At 71.7% G+C, this 19075-nt stretch carries 19 protein-coding genes and 1 riboswitch; of the genes, 9 read left to right on the top strand and 10 right to left on the bottom strand.

The genetic code is table 11. The annotated features are described in order from the left end of the window. The first annotated feature begins 47 nt into the window (after positions 1-47). From ACFVIU_RS27185 to ACFVIU_RS27175, 3 genes are all read left to right on the top strand, one after another. Positions 48-1286 (top strand): methyltransferase domain-containing protein, encoded by a 1239-nt coding sequence (locus ACFVIU_RS27185; RefSeq protein WP_385845658.1) that lies wholly within the window; start codon positions 48-50, stop codon positions 1284-1286. 128 nt (positions 1287-1414) lie between these two features. Then, positions 1415-2266, top strand: a complete 852-nt coding sequence (locus ACFVIU_RS27180) for a hypothetical protein (RefSeq protein WP_385845701.1) — start codon at positions 1415-1417, stop codon at positions 2264-2266. 4 nt (positions 2267-2270) lie between these two features. Next, positions 2271-2774 carry an NUDIX hydrolase gene (locus ACFVIU_RS27175; RefSeq protein WP_385845656.1) on the top strand — a complete coding sequence of 168 codons (504 nt, stop codon included), beginning with the start codon at positions 2271-2273 and terminating at the stop codon, positions 2772-2774. Here ACFVIU_RS27175 and ACFVIU_RS27170 read toward each other — a convergent pair. Both ACFVIU_RS27170 and ACFVIU_RS27165 read right to left on the bottom strand, forming a co-directional pair. Then, complete coding sequence (locus tag ACFVIU_RS27170) at positions 2771-3037, bottom strand: hypothetical protein (protein WP_385845655.1); 267 nt, start codon at positions 3035-3037, stop codon at positions 2771-2773. The two genes, ACFVIU_RS27175 and ACFVIU_RS27170, sit on opposite strands and share 4 nt — an antisense overlap. A 66-nt stretch (positions 3038-3103) precedes the next feature. Further along, the gene (locus tag ACFVIU_RS27165) at positions 3104-4060 is read right to left on the bottom strand and encodes an NADP-dependent oxidoreductase (RefSeq protein WP_385845654.1); all 957 of its coding nucleotides are present in this window, start codon (positions 4058-4060) and stop codon (positions 3104-3106) included. A 72-nt stretch (positions 4061-4132) separates the two neighbouring features. Here ACFVIU_RS27165 and ACFVIU_RS27160 point away from each other — a divergent pair, with 72 nt between their 5' ends. Continuing rightward, entirely contained in the window at positions 4133-5104 is a 972-nt protein-coding gene (locus tag ACFVIU_RS27160) for a GlxA family transcriptional regulator (RefSeq protein WP_385845653.1), read from the top strand. 94 nt (positions 5105-5198) lie between these two features. Here the strand turns inward: ACFVIU_RS27160 and groL are convergent, their stop codons facing one another. The 4 genes from groL to thrC all read right to left on the bottom strand — a co-directional run bounded on the left by groL (position 5199) and on the right by thrC (position 9391). Continuing rightward, entirely contained in the window at positions 5199-6821 is a 1623-nt protein-coding gene (gene groL / locus ACFVIU_RS27155; RefSeq protein WP_385845652.1) for a chaperonin GroEL, read from the bottom strand. Between the two features lie 368 nt (positions 6822-7189). After that, positions 7190-7393 (bottom strand): cold-shock protein, encoded by a 204-nt coding sequence (locus ACFVIU_RS27150; protein WP_004986573.1) that lies wholly within the window; start codon positions 7391-7393, stop codon positions 7190-7192. A 442-nt stretch (positions 7394-7835) separates the two neighbouring features. Then, positions 7836-8111 (bottom strand): MoaD/ThiS family protein, encoded by a 276-nt coding sequence (locus ACFVIU_RS27145; RefSeq protein ID WP_385845650.1) that lies wholly within the window; start codon positions 8109-8111, stop codon positions 7836-7838. Beyond that, positions 8108-9391, bottom strand: coding sequence for a threonine synthase (thrC, locus tag ACFVIU_RS27140; protein WP_385845648.1), 1284 nt, complete (start codon positions 9389-9391; stop codon positions 8108-8110). The genes ACFVIU_RS27145 and thrC overlap by 4 nt, the downstream gene beginning before the upstream one ends. Positions 9392-9409: 18 nt before the next feature. Further along, positions 9410-9552, bottom strand: a riboswitch (SAM riboswitch). Positions 9553-9714: 162 nt separating this feature from the next. On the opposite strand from thrC, the gene ACFVIU_RS27135 reads away from it, so the two are divergent. Both ACFVIU_RS27135 and ACFVIU_RS27130 read left to right on the top strand, forming a co-directional pair. Then, positions 9715-10659, top strand: a complete 945-nt coding sequence (locus tag ACFVIU_RS27135; protein WP_385845700.1) for a glucosyl-3-phosphoglycerate synthase — start codon at positions 9715-9717, stop codon at positions 10657-10659. Positions 10660-10741: 82 nt separating this feature from the next. Next, entirely contained in the window at positions 10742-12172 is a 1431-nt protein-coding gene (locus ACFVIU_RS27130) for a trehalose-6-phosphate synthase (RefSeq protein WP_385845647.1), read from the top strand. 4 nt (positions 12173-12176) lie between these two features. On the opposite strand, the gene otsB is transcribed toward ACFVIU_RS27130, so the two are convergent. From otsB to ACFVIU_RS27115, 3 genes are all read right to left on the bottom strand, one after another. Further along, positions 12177-13010 (bottom strand): trehalose-phosphatase, encoded by an 834-nt coding sequence (gene otsB, locus ACFVIU_RS27125; protein WP_385845645.1) that lies wholly within the window; start codon positions 13008-13010, stop codon positions 12177-12179. A gap of 202 nt (positions 13011-13212) precedes the next feature. After that, complete coding sequence (locus ACFVIU_RS27120) at positions 13213-13437, bottom strand: DUF3263 domain-containing protein (protein ID WP_385845644.1); 225 nt, start codon at positions 13435-13437, stop codon at positions 13213-13215. Positions 13438-13466: 29 nt separating this feature from the next. After that, on the bottom strand, positions 13467-14729 hold the full coding sequence (locus tag ACFVIU_RS27115) for an extracellular solute-binding protein (protein ID WP_385845643.1): 1263 nt from the start codon (positions 14727-14729) through the stop codon (positions 13467-13469). Positions 14730-14869: 140 nt separating this feature from the next. On the opposite strand from ACFVIU_RS27115, the gene ACFVIU_RS27110 reads away from it, so the two are divergent. The 3 genes from ACFVIU_RS27110 (at position 14870) to ACFVIU_RS27100 (ending at position 18071) form a co-directional block, all read left to right on the top strand. Further along, positions 14870-15814, top strand: a complete 945-nt coding sequence (locus ACFVIU_RS27110; protein WP_385845698.1) for an ROK family protein — start codon at positions 14870-14872, stop codon at positions 15812-15814. A gap of 77 nt (positions 15815-15891) precedes the next feature. Further along, positions 15892-17019, top strand: coding sequence for an N-acetylglucosamine-6-phosphate deacetylase (gene nagA / locus ACFVIU_RS27105; protein ID WP_385845696.1), 1128 nt, complete (start codon positions 15892-15894; stop codon positions 17017-17019). 134 nt (positions 17020-17153) lie between these two features. Next, positions 17154-18071, top strand: coding sequence for a 1-phosphofructokinase family hexose kinase (locus ACFVIU_RS27100; protein ID WP_385845642.1), 918 nt, complete (start codon positions 17154-17156; stop codon positions 18069-18071). A gap of 56 nt (positions 18072-18127) precedes the next feature. Here the strand turns inward: ACFVIU_RS27100 and ACFVIU_RS27095 are convergent, their stop codons facing one another. Further along, the gene (locus tag ACFVIU_RS27095) at positions 18128-19030 is read right to left on the bottom strand and encodes a carbohydrate-binding protein (protein WP_385845640.1); all 903 of its coding nucleotides are present in this window, start codon (positions 19028-19030) and stop codon (positions 18128-18130) included. Between the last annotated feature and the right edge of the window lie 45 nt (positions 19031-19075).

The raw sequence follows: 19075 nt of genomic DNA, 5'->3' as shown, positions 1-19075 counted from the left end.
GGACGGCCAGTGGAACAAGCCGATCCCGCCCAAGAAGTGAGGGGCGCGTGACCTCGCAGCAGCGGCTCGTAGAGATCCTGACCAACAAGGGAACCCTGCCGGAAGACTGGCGCAAGGCGGTCGCCGCCGTGGACCGGGGCCTGTTCCTGCCCGAGGTGTTCGAGGGCGTCTCCAAGGCCACCGACCCCGTCCGGTGGGCGCGCAGGGCGTACGGGGACGTCCCTGTCGTCACCCAGACCGACGACGGCGAGCAGGACGGCCCGGGTACGCCCACCTCGTCCAGCTCCATGCCGTCGATCATGTTGGAGATGCTGTCGCTCCTCGACGTCCGCGACGGCCACCGCGTCGGGGAGGTGGGCGCAGGTACCGGCCTGAACGCGGCCTGGCTGGCCCATCGGCTGGGCGTGGAGAACGTGGTCACCATCGAGTACGACCCGGTGGTCGCGGAACAGGCCCGCGCCAACCTCAAGGCGGCCGGCCTGCCCGTCACGGTGATCACGGGCGACGGCATGGCCGGCTTCCCGGAGCATGCACCCCTGGACCGCGTCATCTGCACCTGCACGGTGCGCGAAGTGCCGTACGCGTGGGTCGAGCAGGCACCCGGCGGCCGGATCGTCACGCCGTGGGGCGGCTCCTTCCATTCCTACTCGTTCGTCACCCTGGACGTGGGAGGAGACGGGGTCGCGTCGGGCCGCTTCTCGGGATACCCCGCCTTCATGTGGGCGCGCGGCCACCGAGGGCGTACGGCGGCCATCGCGGACGTCTACCACGACGAGCAGGGCGAGAAGTCCGCGACCCGGCTCGACCCCCGGCACATCGACGGCGACGCGGATGCGCTGTTCGCCGTAGGGACCCGTGTCCGCGACGCCTTCCCCCGGCTCCACCACGCCGACGACGGCTCCGACGAGGCCACCTTCTGGATTCTCGCGGACGACCGGACGTCATGGGCCACCGTGGAGTACGTCCCCGGCCACGAGACGTACGAGGTCGAGCAGTACGGCCCTCGCCGTCTGTGGGACGAGGTGGAGACCGCCTACCGGTGGTGGGAGGAGCAGGGCCGCCCACCACGCGACCACTTCGGCCTCACCGTCACCCCGGACGGTCAGCAGGTGTGGTTGGACCAGCCCGACCATGTCGTCACCACCGGCACCCCCGAAGCTCAAGCCGCCAGCTTCGAGCCCTCTTTGCAGGGAACGGGTGGTGGGTTCAACCCACCCACCCTGAGAGTTGACTTGTCGCGACCGAGTTGCGACGGACAGTCACGAGGCTCTAGCGTGCCCGCATAACGAACAGCCCCCGCCCAGTGCTCACAACACCGGCGGGGGCCTGACCAACGAGATCGGAAGAAGGCGATCCCGTGGCTTACGCCAAGCTTAATCCTGCCCACCTGCCCGCGCACGAGACCCCCCACCCGATGGCCAATCCGGGATACGGCAAACGAACCGCACCGGACCAACTCGGCCGCACCCAGCACGACTTCTCGCACCTCCCGCCCCGCGAGGCGGCCATCGCCGCGTACGTCGACCGGCTTCCCGAGGGCGCCGACATCTCGGTGAAGACACTGGCCAAGCAGCTGCCGTACGGACAGTGCGCACTGCGTACCGCGCTCAACCGCATCCAGGCGGCGGGGCACTTGAGGCGGGGCCGGGAGCGGCTGGAGTCCGACAGCGGTGGCTCCCGCTGGATCACCCGATCGTGGTGGTCCCGTACCGCGCGGGACGACGGCTGGTGGGCGGCGTTCACGCGGGGCGACGTACCGGAGCCGGACCCGGACCCTCCGGGGGAGCGCCCGCGCCCCACCCGCTCCCGCGCCCACATCCTCCTGGCCGCCCTGGGTCGTACGGCCCCGGCCCTCTCCCTCTCCGCCGCCGACTGCGCCGCGCTGGCCCCGCTGGCGGAGGAGTGGTTCAGGCGCGGCGCCACCGAGGAGGCGCTGCTGACCGCGCTGACCGCAGGCCTGCCGACACCGGTGCACAGCCCGGCCGCCCTGGTCCGCCGCCGCCTGGTCGACAAGGTCCCGCCCGAGCCGCCACCGGCCCCGCACCACCCGCCCCGCCGGCTGCTGGAGTGCACGGAGTGCGGGGTGCCGGGGCGTCCGGAAGCACTACCGGGGGGCGTGTGCGCGGGCTGCCGCGACGAACGCGCCCCCGCACACCGCCGTACGCCCCCGCCCGCCCCCGATGTCCGCAGCCGCGCGGCGTCGATCCGCGCGGCGATGTCCCTGCGCCGCAGCGAAAGGACACCCACCGACACGCCCTTACTGTGAGGACATGGCAGACGATCAGCACCACGTGGACGTGGACGACGACGTCGAGATCCCGGTCCCCGCCGCCGGCGAGACCTGGACGATCGGCGCGGTCATCCTCAACCAGGACGGCAGGGCCTTCGCTCAGAAGCGCAGCCCCCACAGGCGGCTCTTCCCCGACTGCTGGGACATCGTCGGCGGCCACGTCGAGCCCGGCGAATCACTCCTGGACACGCTCGCCCGTGAGGTCCAAGAAGAGACCGGCTGGCGCCTGCGCCGAGTGCGACGGCTGCTCGGAATCACCACCTGGACCGGCGACGACGGGAACGGAACGCGGCACGAGGCCGACTACCTTGTCGAGGTCGACGGCGACCTGGAGCACCCCGCCCTGGAATGGTCCAAGCACACCGCTTGCGGCTGGTTCGGCCCCAACGACCTCTCCCGCCTCAAGGAGAACCGAGCCCCCGGCGAGTACCTCATCCACGACCTCATCGCCGCGGCCCTGCAAAATCGCCCGGACGGGCTCTAGCTGTCGGGCACGAAGACGCTGAGCCGGTAGGTGGTGGGCTGGACCAGGCGTCCGCAGAAGGTGTCCATCCGCACCGCCGACCAGTCCAACTGCTCGTCGGACGCACGCAGTCGGCGGACGTAGGACCGCCATTCCGTCTCGTCCTGCGTCTGGAAGAGCACCTCCCAGTGCCCCGCCTCGGGCGCGAAGCGCGCAGCAGCCCGCTCCGCCTCAGCCCGCCGCTGCCGCTCCCTCTGCTGCTTCCTCTTCCGCTGCCCCGGCACCGCCCCAGCATCGACGGAACAGGGCAGCGAGACAACGGGATTACCGCTCGGAGCGGACCAGCCCGGTCAGTTCACCGTCAGCACCAGCTTGCCCGTCGTGCGGCCCGTGTCGCCCAGGGTGTGGGCCTTTGCCGCGTCCGCCAGTTCGAAGGTGGCCGCGATCTCGGGGCGCAGGCCGCCCTCGGCGGCGAGGTGGGCGATGGCCTTCATGCCGGTGTGGTCGTGCTGGACCAGCATGACCTCCGCGCGGACGCCGAGCCGGGTCGCCTCCTGGAGGAGCGCCGGGATGGCGTCGTCCAGGCGGAGGGAGACCAGGATGCCGCCCGGGCGCAGGCTGCGCAGGGAGTGGAAGGCGTGGTCGTTGCCCTGGGCGTCGAGGACGATGTCGGCGTCGCGGACGGCCTCGGCGGGGTCCGTGGTGCGGTAGTCGACGACCTCGTCGGCGCCCAGCGCGCGGACGAAGTCGTGCTTGGGGGCGCTCGCGGTACCGATGACGTACGCGCCGTGCGCCTTGGCGATCTGGACGGCGAGGTGGCCGACGCCCCCGGCGGCCGCGTGGATCAGCACCCGCTGTCCGGCTTCGAGGTGCGCGGTGTCGATCAGTGCCTGCCAGGCGGTGAGCGCGGCGAGCGGCAGGGCGCCGGCCTGGACGTGGTCCAGCTCGGCCGGCTTGGGCGCGAAGGCGCGGGCGGGGCCGGTGACGTACTCGGCGTGCGAGCCCGCCCCGTAGGGGTACGGCAGCATGCCGAAGACCTCGTCGCCCGGCTTGAAGAGGGTGACGCCGGGACCGGTCGCCGCGACCTCGCCGGAGACGTCCCAGCCGAGGACGAACGGCGGCTCGCCGAGGAACAGCCCGGGCACGCTGCTGTGCTTCCAGTCGGTGGGGTTGACCCCGGCGGCGCGCACCCGGACGAGGATCTCCCCGGGGCCGGGCGTCGGCCGGGGCAGCCGGACCTCCTTGAGCACCTCGGGGCCGCCGATGACGTCCTGGCTGATCGCACGCATGGTGGTGATGTCGTTCATGCGGCCCAGTCTGCGGCGGACGGACACCTCGGCAGGAGTGGCAGGAATGACAACTATCGATAGGATCGTGCCATGTCACCGTCGCCGTCCCCATCTGCTGCCCATCGTGTCGTCGTGCTTGCGCTGGACGGGGTCTATCCGTTCGAACTCGGGATCCCGCAGCGCGTCTTCGGCACCGCGGAAGGCCGCTACGAGGTGGTGACCTGCACGGCCGACGGCCGACCGGTGCGGACGTCTGCGGACTTCCGGATCACTCCCGACCACGGGCCGGACGCCCTGGCCACCGCGGACACGGTGGTCGTCCCGCCGTACACCTCGGCACCCGACACGGTGCGGCTGCCGGACGCCGTCGCGGACGCGCTCGCTCTGGTCCCGGCCGGGGCGCGGATCGTGTCCATCTGCACCGGCGCCTTCACGCTCGCCGCGGCCGGGCTGCTCGACGGCCGTACGGCGACCACCCACTGGCGGCTGGCGGACCGCTTCCGCGCGGCGTTTCCCCAGGTGAACCTGGACGCAGACGTGCTGTTCATCGACGACGGCGACATCCTCACCTCGGCCGGGGCCGCGTCCGGTGTGGATGTGTGCCTGCACCTCGTCCGCAAGGACCACGGCAGCGAGGTGGCGAACCGGGTCGCGCGGCGGTGCGTGGTGCCGCCGTGGCGGGACGGCGGGCAGGCGCAGTACATCGAACAGCCGGTGCCGGAGCCGTCCGCGGCCGGAACCGCGGCGACCCGCGAGTGGGCGCTGCGGCGGCTGGACGAGCCGCTGACGCTGGCCGACCTCGCCGGGCACGCCCGGATGAGCCTGCGGACGTTCGCCCGCCGGTTCCAGGACGAGGTGGGGATGAGCCCGGGGCGGTGGCTGATCCAGCAGCGGGTGCTGCGGGCGCGGGAACTGCTGGAGTCCAGCGACCTGCCCGTCGAGCAGATCGCCGGGAAGGCCGGGTTCGGGACGCCCGCCTCGCTGCGGCAGCATCTGCACGCCGCGATCGGGGTGTCGCCGCAGGCGTACCGCCGTACCTTCCGGGCCGCGGCCGGTTGTTGAGCGGGGGCGGCCCGGGGGAACGCCCGAGGGCGGTACCCCCGGCCGGGAAGCCGGTGGTACCGCCCTCGGAGAAGGACAGATGATCCGCGGGGGATCAGAAGTCCATGTCACCGCCCGGCATGCCGCCGCCGGCCGGCGCAGCGGCCTTCTCCGGCTTGTCGGCGATGACGGCCTCGGTGGTGAGGAACAGCGCGGCGATGGAGGCGGCGTTCTGGAGCGCGGAACGGGTCACCTTCGCCGGGTCGATGATGCCCTCGGCGACCAGGTCGACGTACTCGCCGGTCGCGGCGTTCAGGCCGTGGCCCGGGGTCAGGTTGCGCACCTTCTCCACCACGACACCGCCCTCGAGGCCGGCGTTGACGGCGATCTGCTTCAGCGGGGCCTCGAGCGCGATGCGCACGGCGTTGGCGCCGGTCGCCTCGTCACCCTCGAGCTCCAGCTTCTCGAAGACCTGGGAGGCCTGGAGCAGGGCCACGCCACCACCGGCGACGATGCCCTCCTCGACGGCGGCCTTCGCGTTGCGGACGGCGTCCTCGATGCGGTGCTTGCGCTCCTTGAGCTCCACCTCGGTGGCGGCACCGGCCTTGATGACGGCCACGCCGCCCGCGAGCTTGGCCAGGCGCTCCTGGAGCTTCTCGCGGTCGTAGTCCGAGTCGCTGTTCTCGATCTCGGCGCGGATCTGGTTCACGCGGCCCGCGACCTGCTCGCTGGCGCCGGCACCGTCGACGATCGTGGTCTCGTCCTTGGTGATGACGACCTTGCGGGCCTTGCCCAGCAGGTCCAGCGTGGCGTTCTCCAGCTTGAGGCCGACCTCCTCGGAGATGACCTCGCCGCCCGTGAGGATGGCGATGTCGCCGAGCATGGCCTTGCGGCGGTCGCCGAAGCCCGGGGCCTTGACGGCGACGGACTTGAAGGTGCCGCGGATCTTGTTGACGACCAGGGTCGACAGGGCCTCGCCCTCGACGTCCTCGGCGATGATCAGCAGCGGCTTGCCCGACTGCATGACCTTCTCCAGGAGCGGGAGCAGGTCCTTGACCGAGGAGATCTTGGAGTTGGCGATGAGGATGTACGGGTCCTCGAGCACCGCCTCCATGCGCTCCATGTCGGTCGCGAAGTAGGCGGAGATGTAGCCCTTGTCGAAGCGCATACCCTCGGTGAGCTCCAGCTCCAGACCGAAGGTGTTGCTCTCCTCGACGGTGATGACGCCTTCCTTGCCGACCTTGTCCATGGCCTCGGCGATCAGCTCGCCGATCTGGGTGTCGGCGGCGGAGATGGACGCGGTGGAGGCGATCTGCTCCTTGGTCTCGACGTCCTTCGCCTGCTCCAGGAGGGCGGCGGAGACGGCCTCGACGGCCTTCTCGATACCGCGCTTCAGAGCCATCGGGTTGGCGCCGGCCGCGACGTTGCGCAGGCCTTCCTTGACCAGGGCCTGGGCGAGAACGGTCGCGGTGGTCGTACCGTCACCGGCGACGTCGTCCGTCTTCTTGGCGACTTCCTTGACCAGCTCGGCGCCGATCTTCTCGTACGGGTCCTCGAGCTCGATCTCCTTGGCGATGGAGACACCATCGTTGGTGATCGTGGGGGCGCCCCACTTCTTCTCGAGGACGACGTTGCGACCCTTGGGGCCGAGCGTCACCTTGACGGCGTCCGCGAGCTGGTTCATGCCGCGCTCGAGGCCGCGCCGCGCCTCCTCGTCGAACGCGATGATCTTGGCCATGTGAAGTGGTCCCTCCAGGACTGGGGGTGATTCCTTCGGACCGCGCCCGCGCCCGCGACGGACGGCCAGCCGACCAGTGGTTCCTTGCCCCACCCGGTCCGCGGCCTCACCGACCCGGTCCTTCTTTGTCACTCTCACCTTCAGAGTGCTAACGCCAATGATTAGCACTCGGCATGGTCGAGTGCAAGCGCCTCCCACGGTCCGGCGGGGAGTCTCCGCCCCGGGCGAACGGGCGCATGCGGCCGCCGGGGCACGCGCGCAAGCGCAGACGCAGACGCAGGCACAAGCACAGGCACAGGCACAGGCACGCCGAAGGGCCCGCACCCCGGGAGGTGCGGGCCCTTCGGCGAAGAACGCTTGCTTTACGTTCAGGCGGTGACGCGAACCATGTCGGCCTGCGGACCCTTCTGGCCCTGCGAGATCTCGAACTCGACCCGCTGGCCCTCTTCCAGGGTGCGGTAGCCGTCCATCTGAATCGCGCTGTAGTGGACGAAGACGTCCGCACCACCGTCGACCGCGATGAAGCCGTACCCCTTCTCCGCGTTGAACCACTTGACGGTGCCCTGAGCCATGCCTAACTCCCCTATTACTGGCCCTTGCACAGATCCACACTTCGCGGACCCGGGTCAGACCTCACCCCCCAAATCGGTCGGGGGCGTGCGCCGGAACGCGTCGACCGCGGCTGAATGTATCTGTCCAACTGCCGTCTGCAACAGGTCAATCGGACGAGAAATCTGGACGCACCCGATCCGGAATGTGCCAAGAATCAGGGAGAATTCAGGGCAAGTCGGGCTCCACAAAGGGAACGAAAGCCGCATAAAACACGCACACTTTGGCTACTTCTTGTCGTGCGGGCGGCACCATTCCAGGGCCCGCGACCCGTAGGCCCGCAACCCGGTTCCCCAACTCTATCGCGCTCAATCACACTGAATGGCCCCCTCCGCTTCTATCGCGGAAGGGGCCATTCGATAAACGCTCGGTAATCCCGGCTACCGTCGGTTACCGGGTTAATGCTCAGCCGCCGGCGACCGCCGGGATGATGGAGATGCCCGCGCCGTCCGGGGTGGCCGTCTCCAGCCCCTGCTCGAAGCGGACGTCGTCGTCGTTGACGTACACGTTCACGAACCGGCGCAGCTTGCCCTGGTCGTCCAGGACGCGGGCGGCGATGCCCGTGTGGTTCTTCTCCAGGTCCGCGATGACCTCGGCGAGGGTCGCCCCCTCGGCGGGCACCTCGGCCTGACCGCCGGTGTAGGTGCGCAGGATGGTGGGGATGCGAACGGTCACGCTCATGCGAGGCCAGCCTCTCGGAAGGAGTCCAGGGTGGGGCGGATGGTCGCGGTCAGGCCGGTGCCGGCCACCGCGTCCAGGGTCTTCAGGCCGTCGCCGGTGTTCAGCACGACCGTGGTCTTCGCCGGGTCCAGCAGGCCCTGCTTGAGCAGCTTGCGGGTGACGCCGACGGTCACCCCGCCCGCCGTCTCCGCGAAGATGCCCTCCGTGCGGGCCAGCAGCTTGATGGCGTCCACGACCTCCTCGTCCGTGACGTCCTCCACCGCACCGCCGGTGCGCCGGGCGATGTCCAGGACGTACGGCCCGTCGGCCGGGTTGCCGATGGCGAGGGACTTGGCGATCGTGTTCGGCTTCTGCGGCCGTACGACGTCGTGCCCGGCCTTGAAGGCGGTCGACACCGGGGAGCAGCCCTCCGCCTGGGCGCCGAAGATCTTGTACGGCCGGTCCTCGACCAGGCCGAGCTTGATCAGCTCCTGGAGCCCCTTGTCGATCTTGGTGAGCTGGGAGCCGGAGGCGATCGGTACCACGATCTGGTCGGGCAGCCGCCAGCCGAGCTGCTCGCAGATCTCGTACGCGAGCGTCTTGGAGCCCTCGGCGTAGTACGGGCGCAGGTTGACGTTGACGAAGCCCCAGCCCTCGCCGGCCGGGTCGCCGATCAGCTCGGAGCAGAAGCGGTTCACATCGTCGTAGTTGCCCTCGATGCCGACCAGCTCGCCGCCGTAGACCGCGGCCATGACGACCTTGCCCTGCTCCAGGTCGTGCGGGATGAACACGCACGAGCGGAAGCCGGCCCGGGCGGCGGCGGCGCCGACGGCACCGGCCAGGTTGCCGGTCGAGGAGCAGGACAGGGTGGTGAAGCCGAAGGCGCGCGCCGCCTCCAGGGCCTGGGCGACGACCCGGTCCTTGAAGGAGTGCGTCGGGTTGCCGGAGTCGTCCTTCACGTACAGACCGCCGGTCACGCCCAGCTCACCGGCGAGGTTGTCCGCCTTGACGAGCTTGGTCCAGCCGGGGTTGAGGTTCGGCTTGTCGGCCACGTCGGCGGGGACGGGCAGCAGCGGCGCGTACCGCCAGATGTTCGCGGGGCCCGACTCGATCGTCCGGCGCAGTTCCTCGGGGTCGTGGCCGGAGAAGTCGTAGGCGATCTCCAGCGGGCCGAAACACTCCTCGCAGGCGAAGACCGGGCCGAGCGGAACGCGGTGACCGCACTCGCGACAGCTCAGGGCCGAGGCCGGACCGAGGTCGACGGCGGAGTCAAGGGGGGTTTCAACTGTCTGCGCAGCCATGTGAGGCGAGGCCCTTTCTCCTCATCTTCCTCACGGCGCATCTCGCCGTGAGACGGATTTGGCACCTTCCCTAGCCGGGAGCCTCGATATGGAGAACGAGACCGACTGGAGGGTTGCCGGGGCTTCATCGGGCCGTTTCCCTCTGCCCCTCTGGATGAGCTGTATGCGATTGTCAACGCCGCTTGACACCCCGACATGCGATGGTCATCGGCGTTGTTCAAGACTGTAACCGAAGGCCAGGACAGTTGAGATAGACGTCCGAACCGCGAGATGGATCACACGGCGCACCTCGTGTGATCACGAACAGTGAGGAGCCGCAGACCGTGCTGGAAGAAGTCGAGCGCTGGCTGGCCACCCGCTCCTGGTCCGTGGCCGATCGCCCGCTCCACCGGATACTGGCCGCCAAACAGCGCACCGGCCAGACGATCAGCGTCGTCCTGCCCGCGCTCAACGAGGAGGCGACGGTCGGGGAGATCGTCGCCGTGATCCGGCACGACCTCGTCGAACAGGTCCCGCTCGTCGACGAGATCGTCGTCGTGGACTCCGGCTCCACCGACGGCACCTCCAGGGTCGCGGCGGCCGCCGGCGCCCGGGTCGTGCACCGCGACGCGATCCTGCCCCGCATCCCGGCCGTCCCCGGCAAGGGCGAGGTGCTGTGGCGCTCCCTCCTGGTCACCCACGGGGACCTCGTCTGCTTCATCGACGCGGACCTGCGGGACTTCTCCTCCGACTTCGTCACCGGGCTGGTCGGCCCGCTGCTCACCGAGCCGGACGTGGACCTCGTCAAGGGCATGTACGACCGTCCGCTCGCCGGTGCCACCGGGCAGGGCGGCCGGGTCACCGAACTGATGGCCCGCCCGCTGCTCAACATGCACTGGCCGCAGCTGGCCGGGTTCGTGCAGCCGCTGGGCGGCGAGTACGCCGCCCGCCGCTCACTGCTGGAGCAGCTGCCCTTCCCCGTCGGGTACGGCGTGGAGCTGGGCATGCTGGTGGACTCGCTGCACCTGGTGGGGCTGGACGCACTGGCCCAGGTGGACCTGGGGGTGCGCAAGCACCGGCACCAGGACGGACAGGCGCTCGGCCGGATGGCGGCGGCCATCTACCGCACCGCCCAGCTCCGCCTCGCCCGCGGCCATCTGGTCCGCCCCTCGCTCACCCAGTTCGAGCGGGGCGCGGACGGCTTCGAACCGCGCACCTACTCGGTGGACACCGAGGAGCGGCCGCCGATGGTGGAGATCGCGGAGTACGCCGAGCGCAAGGTGGCGTGAACGGCCGGGGCCGTCGTATACGGCGGCCGTACCGGGCGGGCCGTACGTTTGAGCGTTTCCGGGCCGGGCTAGGTTGAGGCGTATGTCTTCCACGCACGGTGCTGAGGTGCTGGTCGCGTCCAATCGCGGCCCCGTTTCCTATCAGGTGCGCGAGGACGGCTCGCTGGACGCCAGACGTGGCGGCGGCGGGCTGGTCTCCGGGCTGTCGGCGATCGGGCCGAGCGCGCAGGCGGTGTGGGTGTGCGCCGCGCTGAGCGACGCGGACCGCGAGGCGGTACGGCGGTCCCACGACGGGCGGCGGCTGTCGGTGGACGCGACCGGCGGGCAGCTGGTCCGCATGCTCGACATCGATCCGGCCGTGTTCGCCGACGCGTACAACGGCATCGCCAACTCGGTGCTCTGGTTCGTCCACCACATGCTGTACCAGACCCCGCTGGAGCCCGTCTTCGACGCGGAGTTCCGGCGGCAGTGGGCGTCGTACGAGGCCTACAACCGGGCGTTCGCCGAGGCGCTGGCCGAGGAGGCGGCCGAGGGCGCGGCGGTGCTGGTGCAGGACTACCACCTGTGCCTGGTGCCGGGCATGCTCCGCGCGCTCCGCCCCGACCTGCGCATCGGTCACTTCTCGCACACGCCGTGGGCGCCGCCGGAGTACTTCGCGCTGCTTCCGGACGACATCCGCGCGCAGCTGCTCGGCGGCATGCTCGGCGCGGACCGGGTGGCGTTCCTGACCCACCGCTGGGCGGACGCGTTCGCCGCCTGCGCGCGGGCGGTGCTGCCGGGCGGGGTGCCGGCCGGCACGGAGATCGGGGTGCACGGGCTCGGCGCGGACGCGGACTTCCTGCGCAAGCGGGCGCACGAACCGGACGTCGAGGAACGGATGGCGGCGCTCCGGGAGGAGATCGGCGCCGGCCGCCGCACCATCGTGCGGGTCGACCGCACCGAGCTGTCCAAGAACATCGCGCGCGGGCTGCTGGCGTACGGGCAGCTGCTGGAGGACCACCCCGAGTGGCGCGAGCGCGTCGTCCACGTCGCCTTCGCGTATCCGTCCCGGCAGGACCTCGCGGTCTACCGGGACTACACGGCCGAGGTACGGCGGGTCGCGGACGACCTCAACTCCCGTTACGGCACGCCGGGCTGGACCCCGGTCGTGCTGCACGTCAAGGACGACTTCGCGCGCTCCCTGGCCGCGTACCGGCTCGCCGACGTGGCCCTGGTCAACCCCATCCGGGACGGCATGAACCTGGTCGCCAAGGAGATCCCGGTGGTCTCCGACGCGGGGTGCGCGCTGGTGCTGTCCCGGGAGGCGGGGGCGTACGAGGAGCTGGGCACCGACGCGCTGGTGGTCAACCCGTACGACGTGCTCGGCACGGCGCGGGCGCTGCGCGAGGCGCTGATCCTGCCGGACGGGGTGCGGGCCGAGCGCAGCGAGCGGCTGGCCGCCGCGGCGACGGCCCTGCCGCCCACGCGCTGGTTCCTGGACCAGCTGGACGCGCTGGACGCCGTGAAGCGCTGACGCGTCAGGGCATGCGCGCGGCCAGCGTGCGCAACAGATGTACGACGCCTTCGGGGCCGTCGACCACCAGGTCGGCGCGCTCGGCCAGCTCGGTCACCTCCGTGCTGCCGCTGCACACCAGCAGGCCGGGTACGCCGTCCGAGCGGAGTTTCTCCACCGCCGCGAAGGCGGGGAGGTCGCCGAGGTCGTCGCCCGCGTAGAGGACGGACTCGGCGCCGGTGGCGCGCAGGTGATCGGCGAGGGCGACGCCCTTGTCCATGCCGGGCGGCCGCAGCTCCAGGACCAGCCGGCCGGGCTCGACGATCAGGCCGTGCCGGGTGGCGAGGTCGGTGAGCGGCCCGCGCAGCGCCTCGAACGCGGCCTGGGGGTCCGCGGCGCGGCGGGTGTGCACCGCGACCGCCCGGCCCTTCTCCTCGATCCAGGTGCCGTGCCAGGCGCCCACCGCTTCCAGGACGCCCGGCAGCTCGGCGCGGACCGCGGCCACGCCGGGGTGCGGGGCGGGGGCGGTGACCTGGCCGGTGGCCGCGTCCCAGCGTTCGGCGCCGTAGTGGCCGAGGACGGTGAGGTGGTCCAGGGCGGGGACGCCCGCGAAGCCGCCGTAGCGGACCGCGACCCCGGCCGGGCGGCCGGTGATCACGGCGATCGAGGCGACCTTGGGGGCGAGGGCGGTGAGGGCGGGTACGGCGTCGGGGTGGGCGCGGGCCTGCTCGGGGTCGGCGACGATGGGGGCCAGTGTGCCGTCGAAGTCGAGGCCGACGACTGCGGTGGCCGGCTTGGCGAGCAGCGCGGCGAGGGCGGCCTGGCCGGCCGGGGTGTCCGGGATCGGCATGGGGTCCATACCCCGACCCTATCCACGGACGCCCGGTGTCACTCCTGGAGCCGTCGCCCGAGTGCCCCCTGGGGCTCCGCCCCGGACCCCGCCTCGCCCACCCACCACCCGTCTCGGTCGGCCACAAAGGCGAGGACGAGGGAGGAAGGCCGGGTGGGGGGCGGGGAGGAGCGTGAGCCGGTTCGGGCGGCCCGAGGGGCGAGGCCCGGGGTCAGCGGGTGGTGCGGTGGGAGTCTCGGAGTCTGCGGAGTCTGTTCACCGTGACCGGGTCGTGGGCGAGGGCGCGCTCGTCGTCCAGGAGGGCGTTGAGGAGCTGGTAGTAGCGGACCGGGGAGAGGCCCAGCTCTTCCCGGATCGCGCGCTCCTTCGCGCCGGGGCCGGGAAAGCCCCGGCGCTCCAGCGCGAGGATGGCCTGTTCGCGGTCGCCGAGTTCCATGGGGCCACCGTAGCGCCGGGTACCGACAGTCAGTTCGCGTTGCTGCTGTCGGCCGCCGTGGCCGCCGCCTGGAGGCGGGTGAGGACGCCGGAGGGGTCGCCGCCGGGGGCGACGGCCTGGCCGATGGTCTTCTTCACGGCGGCGCTGACCGCCGCCCAGGAGGTCTTGCCGACGGGGTACAGCTCGGAGGTCGGCAGCTGCTCCAGGAAGGGGTGGAGCGCCTGGTCGGAGGGGGAGTTCGACGCGCTCATGGCGTTGGAGGCGGAGCCGGTGACCGGCAGCAGGCCGTAGTCGCGGGAGAACTCCAGGACGTTCTTCTCGGAGTAGACGAAGTTGAGGAAGTCGCCTATCTGGGTGGCGTGGCCGTTCTGCTTGAAGGCCATCATCCAGTCGGCGACCCCCATGGCCGCGCGGGACTTCCCGGTCCGGCCCGGCATCGGCACCATGCCGAACTTCACGCCCTTCTTCTCGGCCTGCTGGATCAGCGTGGGGTGGCCGTTGAGCATGCCGACCTGGCCGTCGGCGAAGGCGGCGAACGCGTCCGCGCGGTTGAGCTTGCCGGGGGCGACCGGGCCGGTCAGGCCCTGGCCGACCAGCTCGTCCTTGAGCCAGGTGAAGGTCTGCACGTTCTGCGCGGAGTCGAGCGTGTAGGTGCCGACGTCGTCGGTGTAGCCGTTGCCGCCGGTGCCGGCGTTGCCGCCGCTGAGCAGCCACTGCATGGTCTCGGCCTGGGCCTCCTCGGGGCCGAGCGGCAGCGCGTAGGGGTACTTGACCCCCTTGGCCTTGAGCGCCTTGGCGTCGGTGGCCAGCTCGTCCCAGGTGGTGGGCGGGGTGATGCCGGCCTTGGCGAAGAGGGTCTTGTTGTAGAAGAGGACGCGCGTGGAGGCGGCGAAGGGGATGCCGTACTGCGTGTGGTTCCACTGCCCGGCGTCGGCGAGCTGGGAGAGGAAGTCGGCCTGGGTGCGGATGGAGAGCACGTCGGAGGCCGGGTAGAGCTTGCCGGCGGCGGCGTAGTCGGCGTAGGCGCCGATCTGCGCGAGGTCGGGCGCGTGGCCGGCGTCGACCATCTCCTTGACCTTGCGGTCGACGTCGTTCCAGGAGTACACGCTGACGTCGATCTTCACGTTCGGGTGCTTGGACTCGTACTCCTTGACCAGCCCGTCCCAGTACTTCTTGGAGCTGTTCGCGGCGGAGTCCCCGTAGTCCGCGGCGACGAGTCTCAGCGTCACGCCGGAGGAGCCGGTGGCCCCGCATCCGCCGAGGACCGCCGTCATGCCCAGTGCGGACACCACCGCGATCGTTCCTGCCGTAAGCCGACGCAACCTCAACGCCCCAACCCAATGTCTGACTGTTCAAAATGTGGACACATAAGGTCTACACCACGTGAGTGGACTAGACCTCTCGCGGGTGGGAGGGCCACACTAGGCCCGTGGTGAGACATGTCATCGCCCTGGACGTGGGCGGTACCGGGATGAAGGCCGCCCTCGTCGGCGACGACGGCACGCTTCTGCACCGCGCCCGCCGCGCCACGCGCCGCGAGCGCGGACCGGACGCGGTGGTCGACGGGATCCTCGGCTTCGCCGCCGAGCTGCGCGCCTACGGCACCGAGCACTACGGCGAGGCCGCCCGCGCCGCCGGCATAGCGGTCCCCGGCATCGTGGACGAGCAGCAGGGCGTCGCCGCCTACGCCGCCAACCTCGGCTGGAAGGACGTACCCCTGCGGGCGCTGCTCGCCGAGCGGCTCGGCATGCCCGTCGCGCTCGGCCACGACGTGCGCACCGGCGGACTCGCCGAGGGCCGGATCGGCGCGGGCCGGGGCACCGACCGGTTCCTGTTCGTCGCCCTCGGCACCGGCATCGCGGGCGCGATCGGCATCGACGGCCGGGTGGAGTCCGGGGCTCACGGCTTCGCGGGCGAGATCGGCCATGTCGTCGTACGGCCGCAGGGCACCGCCTGCCCCTGCGGGCAGCACGGCTGTCTGGAGCGGTACGCCTCCGCCTCCGCCGTCAGCGCGGCCTGGGCCGAGGCCTGCGGCAGGCCGGACGCGGACGCGGCCGACTGCGCGAAGGCCGTCATGTCCGGCGACCCGAACGCCGTCCGGATCTGGCAGGAGGCGGTGGACGCGCTCGCCGACGGGCTGGTCACCGCGCTCACCCTGCTGGACCCGCGCACGCTGATCATCGGGGGCGGGCTGGCCGAGGCGGGGGACGCGCTGTTCGCACCGCTGCGGGACGCCGTCCGGCACCGGGTCACCTTCCAGCGGCCGCCCGCCATCGTCCCCGCCGCCCTCGGCGACGCCGCCGGCTGCCTGGGCGCCGGCCTGCTCGCGCAGGACCTACTGACCACCCTTGCTACGACTCCGGAGGTACGCACCTGATGGCCATCGAGCGGGAAACTCCGGCCCCGGACAGCGCCCCGGCGGGGGCGGCTCGACCAGCCCCCACCGGCCCGCAGGTGCTCACCGGCGCGAACCTGGTCCTGCCCACCGGCGTACGGCGGGGCGGCCGGCTGGCCACCGACGGCCGACGCATCACCGCCACCGAGCCCCCCGGCGCCCAACTCGTCGACGTCACCGGCCACTGGCTGGTGCCCGGCTTCGTGGACATCCACAACCACGGCGGCGGCGGAGCCTCCTTCTCCGGCGGCCCGGACGAGATCATGACCGCCGTCCGCACCCACCGCGCGCACGGCACCACCACCCTCGTCGCCTCCACCGTCACCGACGAGATGGACCTGCTGACGCGGCAGGCCGGGCTGCTGAGCGAGCTGGCCGAGCAGGGCGAGATCGCCGGTATCCACTTCGAGGGGCCGTTCATCTCGCCCTGCCGCAAGGGCGCCCACTCCGAGGAGCTGCTGCGCGACCCCGAGCCGGCCGAGGTCCGCAAGCTGATCGACGCCGCGCGCGGCCAGGCCAGGATGGTCACCCTCGCCGCCGAACTGCCCGGCGGCATCGACTCGGTGCGGCTGCTGGCCGAGCACGGAGTGATCGCGGCGATCGGCCACACCGACGCGACGTACGAGCAGACGGTCGAGGCCATCGACGCGGGCGCCACGGTCGCCACCCACCTCTTCAACGCCATGCCCGCCCTGAACCACCGCACGCCGGGCCCGATCGCCGCCCTGCTGGAGGACGAGCGGGTCACCGTCGAGCTGATCAACGACGGCACGCACCTGCACCCGGCCGCCCTGGAACTGGCCTTCCACCGGGCCGGCGCCTCCCGCGTCGCCTTCATCACGGACGCGATGGACGCGGCCGGCAGCGGGGACGGCCGCTATCTGCTGGGCCCGCTGGAGGTCGAGGTCCGCGACGGCGTGGCCCGGCTGGTGCACGGCGGTTCGATCGCCGGGTCGACCCTGACCCTGGACCGGGCGTTCAAGCGGGCGGTGACCGTCGACCGGCTGCCGGTGGAGGACGCCGTACAGGCCCTGTCCGCCACCCCCGCGCGGCTCCTCGGGCTGTCCGACCGGATCGGCTCCCTGGAGCCCGGCAAGGACGCCGACCTGGTGCTGCTCGACGCGGCCTTCGACCTCAAGGGCGTGATGCGCCGGGGCGAGTGGGTGGTGGCTCCCCGACTGCCCTGATCCGCCCCGCCTCCCTCCGCCGATTTTGCCTGATGGCGGCCGACCTGTGACTGGGCCGGCCGCCGTCTCTTTGGCATGATCGTGACCCCGGAAACCGATGCCGGACGCGTGGACTTCGAGGGAGGTCGGCCCGGGTGATCCTCACGGTCACACTCAACACCGCTCTCGACCTCACCTACCGGGTGCGGTCGCTGCGGCCGCACACCTCGCACCGGGTCACGGAGGTCTTCGAACGGCCCGGCGGCAAGGGGCTGAACGTGGCCCGGGTGCTGGCGGCCCTCGGCCATGAGGTGACCGCCACCGGATTCGCGGGCGGCGCGACCGGCGCGGTGGTGCGCGAGCGGCTGGCCGGCACGCCCGGGGTGACGGACGCGCTGGTGCCGGTGGCCGGGCCGACCCGGCGCACGGTCGCCGTGGTCGACGATCTCTCCGGCGACACCACCCAGTTGAACGAACCCGGCCCGCACATCGCGCCCGCCGAGTGGGGCACCTTCCTGGACCGCTACGAGGAGCTGCTGGCCGGCGCCTCGGCGGTGGCCCTGTGCGGCAGCCTGCCGCCGGGGGTGCCGGTGGGGGCGTACGCGAACCTGGTCCGCGCGGCCCGCGCGCTCGGTGTGCCGGTCCTGCTGGACACCAGCGGCGAACCGCTGCGGCGCGGGGTGGCCGCCCGCCCGGACATCATCAAGCCGAACGCCGACGAACTGGCCGAACTGACCGGCTCCCACGAGCCCTTGCGCGCCACCCAGGACGCCCGCCGCCGCGGCGCCCACACGGTGGTCGCCTCCCTCGGCGCGAAGGGCCTGCTCGCCGCCACCCCCGAGGGCCGCTGGCAGGCCACCCCGCCCTGCCACATCCCCGGCAACCCCACCGGCGCGGGCGACTCGGCGGTGGCCGGCCTGCTGTCGGGCCTGGTCGAGCGGCTCCCCTGGCCCGCCCGCCTCTCCCGCGCGGTCGCCCTCGCGGCGGCCACCGTACGGTCCACCACCGCGGGCGACTTCGACCGGACGGCGTACGAGAATCTCCTGGCGGGAGCGTCGGTCACGGCGGCGTGATGCGACAGCCGCCGGGGATCAACACCTCCGGCGGCTGTCGCGCTGGACGGACCGCGTCAGGCCTTGGTGATGTAGAGCTGGTCCAGGACGGCGTTGCACTGGTTGCCGGCCTGGCAGGCGAGCTGGATCGTGTTCGTGCCCGCGTTCAGGTTCACCAGCGACCAGGTGTTCCTCCAGCCGTGCGCCCAATCGCCCGCGGAGCCACCCCCGAAGTTCTTCATCATCAGCGGCCGAGACTGTGGCTGGTTGTTGATCACCAGGGTCGCGTCAGCGTCCACGCCCGGGATGCCGTAGCGCACGTTGAGCCGGTAGGTCCCCTTCTCGACGCCGGTGACCGTCCAGGTGACCGTCGCTCCCACATGGTTGAAACCCGTCACATAGGTTCCGCCCTTGGCCTGCGCACCCGGGATGTCCGACGCCGTCGTCACGCCGGGCCCGAGCTGGAGAGCACTCGCGTCCGTCTTCGGCAGCTCCCCCGGCGCCGTAGAGCTGCTGTTGGAGGGGCTGGGGGCCCGGCTCTGGGACTGGCTCGGCGTGCCGCCCGCCTGGTTGTCCGTCTTCTTGTCGTCGTTGCCGTTGATCATCGCGACGCCGATGCCGATGACCACCGCGGCGACCACCGCGATCGCGCCGATCAGCAGGCCCTTGGTGTTGGGGCCGCGGCGGGCGGGGGCGGGGGCGGACGGCCGCGCGGCCGGGGCGCCGCCGGGCAGCGTCTCGGGCGCCTGGTAGTGGGCGTTCGGCTGGCCGTACGCGCCCTGCTGCGGCACCTGACCGTAGGTCGGCGGCGACTGCTGGCCGTACTGGCGCTCGCCGACCGTACGCACCCTGCTGACCGAGTTGGGGTAGCCGTAACCGCCGGACGGCGGCTGGGCTCCCCGGGCCTGGCCGTCTGCGTACAGATAGCCGAACGGGTCGTCGTCCTCGGGCGTGCTCGGGCCGTTTTCGCCGGGCGTCATCCCTTGGTCTCCTCAGCGGGTGCGAGCGGATGCGGTACAGGTCTG

Source organism: Streptomyces sp. NPDC127190 (genome assembly GCF_042672505.1).
Classification (GTDB): Bacteria; Actinomycetota; Actinomycetes; order Streptomycetales; family Streptomycetaceae; genus Streptomyces.
The sequence above is the reverse complement of the archived record's forward strand: the minus strand, read 5'-3'. Positions and strand labels throughout refer to the sequence as shown.

Coding starts and splice junctions, on each gene's coding strand:
- ACFVIU_RS27180 (WP_385845701.1), top strand. CDS start 1,415: ATGGCCAATCCGGGATACGGCAAACGAACCGCACCGGACCAACTCGGC.
- ACFVIU_RS27175 (WP_385845656.1), top strand. CDS start 2,271: ATGGCAGACGATCAGCACCACGTGGACGTGGACGACGACGTCGAGATC.
- ACFVIU_RS27165 (WP_385845654.1), bottom strand. CDS start 4,060: ATGAACGACATCACCACCATGCGTGCGATCAGCCAGGACGTCATCGGC.
- ACFVIU_RS27160 (WP_385845653.1), top strand. CDS start 4,133: ATGTCACCGTCGCCGTCCCCATCTGCTGCCCATCGTGTCGTCGTGCTT.
- groL (WP_385845652.1), bottom strand. CDS start 6,821: ATGGCCAAGATCATCGCGTTCGACGAGGAGGCGCGGCGCGGCCTCGAG.
- ACFVIU_RS27150 (WP_004986573.1), bottom strand. CDS start 7,393: ATGGCTCAGGGCACCGTCAAGTGGTTCAACGCGGAGAAGGGGTACGGC.
- ACFVIU_RS27145 (WP_385845650.1), bottom strand. CDS start 8,111: ATGAGCGTGACCGTTCGCATCCCCACCATCCTGCGCACCTACACCGGC.
- thrC (WP_385845648.1), bottom strand. CDS start 9,391: ATGGCTGCGCAGACAGTTGAAACCCCCCTTGACTCCGCCGTCGACCTC.
- ACFVIU_RS27130 (WP_385845647.1), top strand. CDS start 10,742: ATGTCTTCCACGCACGGTGCTGAGGTGCTGGTCGCGTCCAATCGCGGC.
- otsB (WP_385845645.1), bottom strand. CDS start 13,010: ATGGACCCCATGCCGATCCCGGACACCCCGGCCGGCCAGGCCGCCCTC.
- ACFVIU_RS27120 (WP_385845644.1), bottom strand. CDS start 13,437: ATGGAACTCGGCGACCGCGAACAGGCCATCCTCGCGCTGGAGCGCCGG.
- ACFVIU_RS27095 (WP_385845640.1), bottom strand. CDS start 19,030: ATGACGCCCGGCGAAAACGGCCCGAGCACGCCCGAGGACGACGACCCG.